This is a genomic window from Collinsella sp. AM29-10AC (assembly GCF_003469085.1).
Classification (GTDB): Bacteria; Actinomycetota; Coriobacteriia; order Coriobacteriales; family Coriobacteriaceae; genus Collinsella.
In genome coordinates this window covers 1-6,513 of sequence record NZ_QSKB01000046.1, presented here as the reverse complement: position 1 = coordinate 6,513, position 6,513 = coordinate 1, and the positions used below count along the sequence as shown (strand labels likewise).

The window sequence follows — 6,513 nt, the reverse complement described above, 5'->3', positions numbered from 1 at the left end:
CCTTGATCTCCTGCACGAACGGCACGATGCGCGGAATCAGCGGGATCGGCTGGTCGAGGACGTAGTAGAGGTGGAAGCCCGTGCCCGAGTTCACGAGGAAGGTCGGCTGGGGAAGGGACACCCATTTGTCCGCGGCGAACTTCGGGTCGCGTCCGTTGCGGAACTGCTTCAGCATGTTCTTCAATTCCTGCACGCCGACGCCGTCGAGGTCGATCGCGAAGGCGTGCAGGAACCGGGCGTTCTCCGCGACGCGGCTCTTGCCGAAAAACGACACGGGCGCACAGAAGACGGACTCGTTCTTCCGATTCGAGTCGACAACGCGCTCCATCACGCCGTCGAGGTCGTCGGTCAACGTGAACCGCTCAACCACGGGAACGTCGCGCTTGCGGCCCGTCTTGGTCTTGACCGTCTTGGTCCTGTTGGTGATCTGGATTGCGATGCCGTTGGGGTGGCCGCCGCCCTGCTCGTGCCACGGGACCTCCTCACCGCGGGGCTGCAGAAAGCCCTCGGGGAAGATGGTCCGCCAGAAGTCGTACGGGCTGACCCATTCCCAGGACGGATAGTCGGACAGAAGGATGTCATTCTTCTCGATGTAGGCATGGCGCTGGGCTGCCCACCAGGCGTCATCATGCTCCGGTTTCTTCCTACGATCTGCCACTGAACACCACCCCACATACCAGCCGCCCCCGAGGGGTAAGGCCCTGCCTTTACAGGACGTATATTATCAATATATTTATTGTACACCCCTGCGGCCATCTGTATAACGTGTTTTACACTTATACGGCGAATGGTGTGCTAGAATGTATAACGTGTTATACAGATGATTGGGAGGTGCACCGTGGCAACTGCTACCGCGGCATTGAGGATGCCCGAGGACTTGGCAATCAGGTACGACCGTTTGGCGAAATCAACGGGACGCACGAAGACTTTCTACATGACAGAAGCGCTCGCTGCCGAGATTGACAGGCTTGAATACGAGTACGGCTTAATGAAGAAGGTCGAGGATTATAGGGCCGGCAGGCTTGAGACCGTGACGCTCGACGAGCTGGAGGAAAGCCTTGGCTTGGCGGATTGAGATCGACAAGGACGTCCAGCGTTCGATGAAGAAGCTGGACAAGCAGATCGCCAAGAGGATCGTGGCGAAACTTCATGAGATTTCACAGCTCGAAGACCCGAGAAGCATGGGAAAGGGATTGACCGAGAACAAATCAGGTCTCTGGCGCTATCGGGTCGGCGACTATCGGATAGTTGTCGATATCGAGGACGATGTTCTCGTCATCCTTGTTGTCGATGTTGACCACCGAAGCAGGGTCTACAGGACTCGCAGGTAGGCTGGTCGACACTGCTGACGCAACGGGGAGGGTTTTGACCCTCCCCGTTTTTTTACGCTTGCCACCACGGACGCCCGTCGTACGGACGACCGTCGGGCAGCCTGTCGTACTCGCGCGGCCCCGTCTCCAGCAGCATCTTGGCGCGGTCGGGGTCATAGCGCACATCCCAGGCATGACAGTAATACCATGCGGAATTGCCTCCATACCGGGTGAGCCGCCACCGCGCCTCAGCGATGGGTACGAACCCCAGCGCGCACCACTGGAAGGCCGTGTGGTCGCGGCGGCCCTCCTGCAAGGTTTCCTCGTCGATGTGAGCCCTCCAACAATCGAGAAGGTCTTTGCGATGCTGTTCCGCGCGGGCGGCGCTCTCGATGCGCTCGCGCTCCTCGGCCTCGCGCTTCGCCTTGGCGTCGGTGCGGCGCTTGCGATTGACGGACTCGACGTCCTTTTTCGCCCAGGGGCGCGTCTGCTCGATGTTGTAGAACATCGCGGTCGTGTTTCCGTTCGGGGAGCGCCAAGTGCGCTCCACGCCCTTTCCGAGCTGGCCTTTCTTGACATGGCGGTGCTTCTTCTCCCACTGTGCCGCGGTACGCAGCTCGACGCCGTCGACCTCAATCATGGCGGCTCACCTCCAGCCCTTCAGGCAGATCGCAGTCGAGATACACGCGGACATACCTGCTCTCGGCGCGGTTCGGGTACTCACGGGAACGCTCCAACACGCACCCCGCCGCCTGCATCGCGTCGGCGATGCGCTGAACCTCGTCGGGCAGGCCCTCAAGACGAACCCTGACCATGACAACCTCCTTGCCTTTTGAACCCTGCGCCACGTCCTGTGGCGCAGCCTAATCGTAGGGCTCAGAAAAAGTCCGAAAAAGTCTAGTTATCGCAGGTCAGACGTGCCATCGCGCGAGCGCACATGCACGCGATATATAGTCGCGCGAGGGCTTCAAAATATTTTTTCCGCACCAGCGGCGGCAGCCGCGAACGATCGGGATGCCGCCGCGGTCGGCCGTGGCCAAAGCAGCCGCCAAGGTAGCTGAAGCTACCGTCCGGCGGCTAGTGCTTGGGCTTGTGGCCGCGGGGGCGGTTCTGCCCGGGCCGCGGCGGTTCGGGCTTGCGCGGCGAGGTGTCCTCGCCCGCGAGACGCGCCCGCTCGTCGGCGAGCCTCATGCGGTCCGCGGCGAGCTCGGTCGCCTTGATCAGGTTGCTGGACATCATGAGCGCCGTGCCGCCGCGCTGCAGGTGGCGCATCTTGAGGTCAAGTGCGGCAATTTGCTCGTCAAGCTGAGCGATCATCTCCGCGCGGGTATCGACCTGATCCGCGGCGGCCATGGCCACGCGGCGCTGGGCATCGGCGGCCGCGGCGGCGGTGGCCATGGCCACGCGGCGGCGCTTGGCCAGCGCGCCCCTGTGCCTGCCCTGGGCGCGACCGCGCTTGGCCTTCTCGATGCGGCCGCGCTGACGCTCGAGCTCCGCGACCTCCCGTTGCAGCTGCTCGAGGGCGGCGCCCTCCTGCTGCAGCTCTGCGCGAAGGACCCGCAGGCGGGCGTTGCGGTCGCGTATCTCTTTATTCAGCTTGACGCGATCGGCGTGCCCGATTAGCCCGGTGCCGCCCTCATGCACGGTCGGCTGCTCATCCAGCCCTCTATCTTTATTGCTGCGATGGTCGATAACCTGCGCCGTGGTTCCCGTTGCGGCGGCGTGTGCCGCGAGGTGCCTGTTGGCGATCTCTGCCCAGGCCGCGCGGACGGCCGTGAGTTCGGCGCTACCGACGTCGCGCGCGGCCTGACCCGAGATACGGTGCATCTGCACTGGCCTCTTACTCGTGCGGTCCTTCGTACCCAGGCCCTCGGCCTTCGCCTGCTTCATTGTCAGGCGGCGGCCATCCTTGAAGTTATATATCTTCTCCCAGCCATCTGCCTTGGCTGCCTTCCAATCGGTTGCGCGGATGGGTGCCTGCTGCCCATGTGCATCCTGGCACAGGTACCAGCACTGCCCCTTCTCGGCCTTGGTCCTCTGGATGAAGCCCTGAGCGCTAATGTCGAGCGCGGATACGAGGACGTGAGCGTGGGGGTTCCCGCCGCGGCCGTCATCATGTATCGCCCAGTCGCACGCCTTCGCGGGGAACATCCCGCAGAAGTCGCGCACGCAGGCGCGGCGGCCGGCGGCATCGAGCTCGATCGGCAACGCAAACTCATAGCGCAGCGCGACGAGCTCGTTGCCGCCGCCGCCCTCGGCCCATGCCCGCTCGGCCTCGTTCCAGAGCTCGCCGCGCCCGATGGGCAGCACGCCACCGGGCAGAGACAGACCCTCCTCGACGACGCGTTCCTTCCTGGCATAGTCGCAGAGCTGCCCCGACTGCTCTTCCACAAGCGCCTGGCCCGACTGGTACGCGGCCTTCCTGACCGCGCCCGCCCCGGTGGCGGGCGAGCAGCCGCGGTAGTTCAGATGGAAGATGGCCATGCGAGTTCCTTTCAGGCAAGGGGCGCAGATGCGCCCCGCGCAGCGGCGCGGAGTGCCGTGAGCCGCGGTCGGCGAACGGTGCCCGCGGCGCTGAGCGCAAGGGAGCGCAGCGACCGCGCAGCCCGACCCCGTAGACGTGAGCCGTCTCAGGCGAACGGCTTCGGGGTCGGGCGTAGGGCCGTCTGCCAAGACCGCACGCAGTGCAGGACTTTTGACGCATCGCGGCAAAAGTACTGCCAAGTGCGCACTACCTCTGGTAGTGATATACCCAGCTCGCGAAATTTTACCGTGAGTATGGGTATATTTTGCTGCAAAGACAAAACGCCAACGAGCAAGGAAGGGCGGTCATTTATGACGGCATCCATCGACGAGCAGATTGCACGGAAGAGGGCCGCGGCCGACAAGCAGGCAGCTCGCGCCGCCGCGCTGAAGAAGGAGCTGAGGGACCTCGAGAAGAAGAAGGCCGCGGCCGAGCGGAAGGCCCGCACGCACCGCTTGGTCGAGGTCGGCGCGATCCTCGAGCAGACCGCTGGCATGACCTTCGACACCGAGGAAAGCCGCCGCGCCCTGTCCGTCGCGCTGACCGAACAGCTGCGGTACACGGACGGCACGCCGTTCACCCGCGGCAGCCAAATCGCCGAGGCCGTCGGCAGGCTGCTGGGGGATCAGAAATGAACGTCACCATCACTTTTAAAAACAAGGTCGAGAGCTACTACACCCGCGCCGACGGATCGGCGGCGCTGAGCAAGGACGTCCTCGAGCTCACCGCCGACGGCTCGGCGGCGGTGCTCTGGAGCCGCCTCGAGTTCGACAGGGGCGGCGGTGATGACGGGACCAAGCCCCGCACCGAAAGAGGCTTCAGCCGCGAGGTGCTGCGCCTGCCGCCCGCCGCGGCGGTCGGCCCCGGCGGCAGCCTGGATGAGTTCTGGGATCGCGCCAACCAGTACTGCGGCGTGGCCGAGGTCGAGATCGACGGCAAGCTCGTGTACCCGTTCTGACCCTGCCGCCGCGATGAAAACCGAAGAGCCCCGCGGCCCATCGAAGGGGCCGCGGGGCTCCCGCTATTCTCCCCCTGGGCCGAGCAGCTTCATGGCCATGCGGCCGCGACGCCACCACGGCGTCGCGGCGATCGCCTGCTGGCGTTCGGCGAGCGATGCGAGCTTTCCGGCGAGCTCCGCGACCCTGGCGTTGGCTTCGGCGAGCTGTGCCTTGGCCTCGGCCTCGGCGCGGGCGGCGCGGTCGCGCTCGGCCGCAAGGGCCTCCATCAGCTCGGCGTTGCGGGACCGCTCGATTTCCAGTTGGGCGGCCAGGGAGTCGGCCAGGGAGTCCGGGACGGGCGCCGCGGCCGCTGGCTGGCGGGACGGTTTCTCGGGGTTCTTCAGCGCATCGGCGATAGCCGCCGCGGCGAAGTCATCGAGGAAATCGGTGTTCCCGTTTCGGGAAACGTGGTTTCCCAGTCCCAGTTTCCCGATGTAGTTAGCTATTGTTCGCTTGGAAACTCCCAGCTCAGACGCTATTTCACGCTTCGTTATGCCCATTGGTCAACCTATCGTCAATCGGGAACTTTTCCCGGGAACTATCGGGGATTTTCCCGGTGGTTCCCGATGATTTTACCGTTTCCCGTTCCCGTTTTTCCCGTTCAGATGGAGCTCTTTCTATGGGGAGCACCAAGGTTCCGTCGACGGCAGCGAACTCGAAACAGGTGCGGATGGCGTCCCTGAATTCAACCATCGCTGAGTCGCACGAACCATTCGGCCTTTCCGTCTCGGCAACTTCCTCCGGCGCATCGTGCAGCCATTTGATGACGGTCGTGCGCGATATGCCCAGCTCTCGGGCGATGGCGCTGTGGCTGGCGTCGGGGTGCGCCGCGGCGTATTCGCGGACGAGGTCGGCCTTTGGCTTTCGTCCATTGCCCTCGCGCCAGTTGTCATTGTTGATGTCTCGAATGGCCCGCGCGCCCTCAAGGTGCTTCGCCTGAGATCGCCCGTTCCTCTTGTTTTTCGGCAGCTCGATGGCGGTGCGCCGCTCTATGCGGTCGCGGGTGAGCTTGTGGATGATGGGGTCGTAGTACGCCTCGATGGCCGCGAGCGCGTGTTCCTCGGTGAAGTGGTTGTCCTCGCGCTCGGTCAGGTCCTCGAGAGTCGGCACGAGCGCGAGCGCATCGGCCTCGAGCTCCTCGTACGGGATACCGCACTTCTTTGCGTACGCCGCGAGCACGTTCAAGCACCAGTAGCGGTGGTGGTCGGTGGCCTTCGTCTTGACCTCGCCGAGCCACCAGTCGTACAGGTCGCGCTTGCAGGTCCAGCGGCCGGGGGCCTTGCCCTCGACGATGCGCGTCTGGTACCACTCCGGCCAGAGCTTCTTGGCGCGCTCGATGGGCGTACGCCCGGCGGTGCGCATGAGCTCGATGAGCTCGGCGCGGTCCTTGCCGCCGCGAACCCCGGCGTATCCCAGCAGGTAGTCGAGGCTGCATCGCCAGGGTTTCCCGTCCTCGCCGTTGTGGACGAACGCCACGGCCTCGTACTTATCCTTGATTTTCGACCCAGCGGCCTTGCCATTGAGCTTCGTAGGCGTGCCGGGCATCCTGAAGGGCTGGTAGATGCCCTGGTGCTGGACGTCCTCGAGCGTCGAGACGGTATCGCGCCAGATGTAGTCCGTGAGCATCGCCTTGATCTCCTGCACGAACGGCACGATGCGCGGAATCAGCGGGATCGGCTGG

Annotated in this window: 8 protein-coding genes and 2 pseudogenes; 4 read left to right on the top strand and 6 right to left on the bottom strand. The window is 64.3% G+C overall.

Annotated features, from left to right (window positions below; genetic code table 11):
• A pseudogene (locus DW754_RS10610) lies at positions 1 to 658 on the bottom strand (hypothetical protein); the annotation flags it as partial.
• Positions 659 to 838: 180 nt separating this feature from the next.
• On the opposite strand from DW754_RS10610, the gene DW754_RS10605 reads away from it, so the two are divergent.
• Positions 839 to 1,075: an antitoxin gene (locus DW754_RS10605; protein WP_117759879.1), complete on the top strand. Its 237-nt coding sequence runs from the start codon at positions 839 to 841 to the stop codon at positions 1,073 to 1,075.
• Positions 1,076 to 1,100: 25 nt separating this feature from the next.
• Positions 1,101 to 1,331, top strand: coding sequence for a type II toxin-antitoxin system RelE/ParE family toxin (locus tag DW754_RS10600; RefSeq protein ID WP_233508942.1), 231 nt, complete (start codon positions 1,101 to 1,103; stop codon positions 1,329 to 1,331).
• Between the two features lie 52 nt (positions 1,332 to 1,383).
• Here DW754_RS10600 and DW754_RS10595 read toward each other — a convergent pair whose 3' ends face one another.
• The 3 genes from DW754_RS10595 to DW754_RS10585 all read right to left on the bottom strand — a co-directional run bounded on the left by DW754_RS10595 (position 1,384) and on the right by DW754_RS10585 (position 3,983).
• On the bottom strand, positions 1,384 to 1,950 hold the full coding sequence (locus DW754_RS10595; RefSeq protein ID WP_117759875.1) for a hypothetical protein: 567 nt from the start codon (positions 1,948 to 1,950) through the stop codon (positions 1,384 to 1,386).
• Complete coding sequence (locus tag DW754_RS10590) at positions 1,943 to 2,125, bottom strand: hypothetical protein (RefSeq protein WP_117759877.1); 183 nt, start codon at positions 2,123 to 2,125, stop codon at positions 1,943 to 1,945. The genes DW754_RS10595 and DW754_RS10590 overlap by 8 nt, the downstream gene beginning before the upstream one ends.
• A gap of 262 nt (positions 2,126 to 2,387) precedes the next feature.
• A complete protein-coding gene (locus DW754_RS10585; protein WP_158567517.1) occupies positions 2,388 to 3,983 on the bottom strand; it encodes a MobA/MobL family protein in 1,596 nt (531 codons plus the stop codon).
• A 162-nt stretch (positions 3,984 to 4,145) separates the two neighbouring features.
• On the opposite strand from DW754_RS10585, the gene DW754_RS10580 reads away from it, so the two are divergent.
• Together DW754_RS10580 and DW754_RS10575 are read left to right on the top strand one after the other, a co-directional pair.
• Positions 4,146 to 4,469 carry a hypothetical protein gene (locus DW754_RS10580; RefSeq protein WP_117759867.1) on the top strand — a complete coding sequence of 108 codons (324 nt, stop codon included), beginning with the start codon at positions 4,146 to 4,148 and terminating at the stop codon, positions 4,467 to 4,469.
• Entirely contained in the window at positions 4,466 to 4,792 is a 327-nt protein-coding gene (locus DW754_RS10575; RefSeq protein WP_117736964.1) for a hypothetical protein, read from the top strand. Before DW754_RS10580 ends, DW754_RS10575 begins: the two co-directional genes overlap by 4 nt.
• A gap of 63 nt (positions 4,793 to 4,855) precedes the next feature.
• On the opposite strand, the gene DW754_RS10570 is transcribed toward DW754_RS10575, so the two are convergent.
• Together DW754_RS10570 and DW754_RS11010 are read right to left on the bottom strand one after the other, a co-directional pair.
• A complete protein-coding gene (locus DW754_RS10570) occupies positions 4,856 to 5,332 on the bottom strand; it encodes a hypothetical protein (RefSeq protein ID WP_117759869.1) in 477 nt (158 codons plus the stop codon).
• Positions 5,313 to 6,513: pseudogene (locus tag DW754_RS11010) on the bottom strand (hypothetical protein); the annotation flags it as partial. The pseudogene DW754_RS11010 and the gene DW754_RS10570, both read right to left, overlap by 20 nt.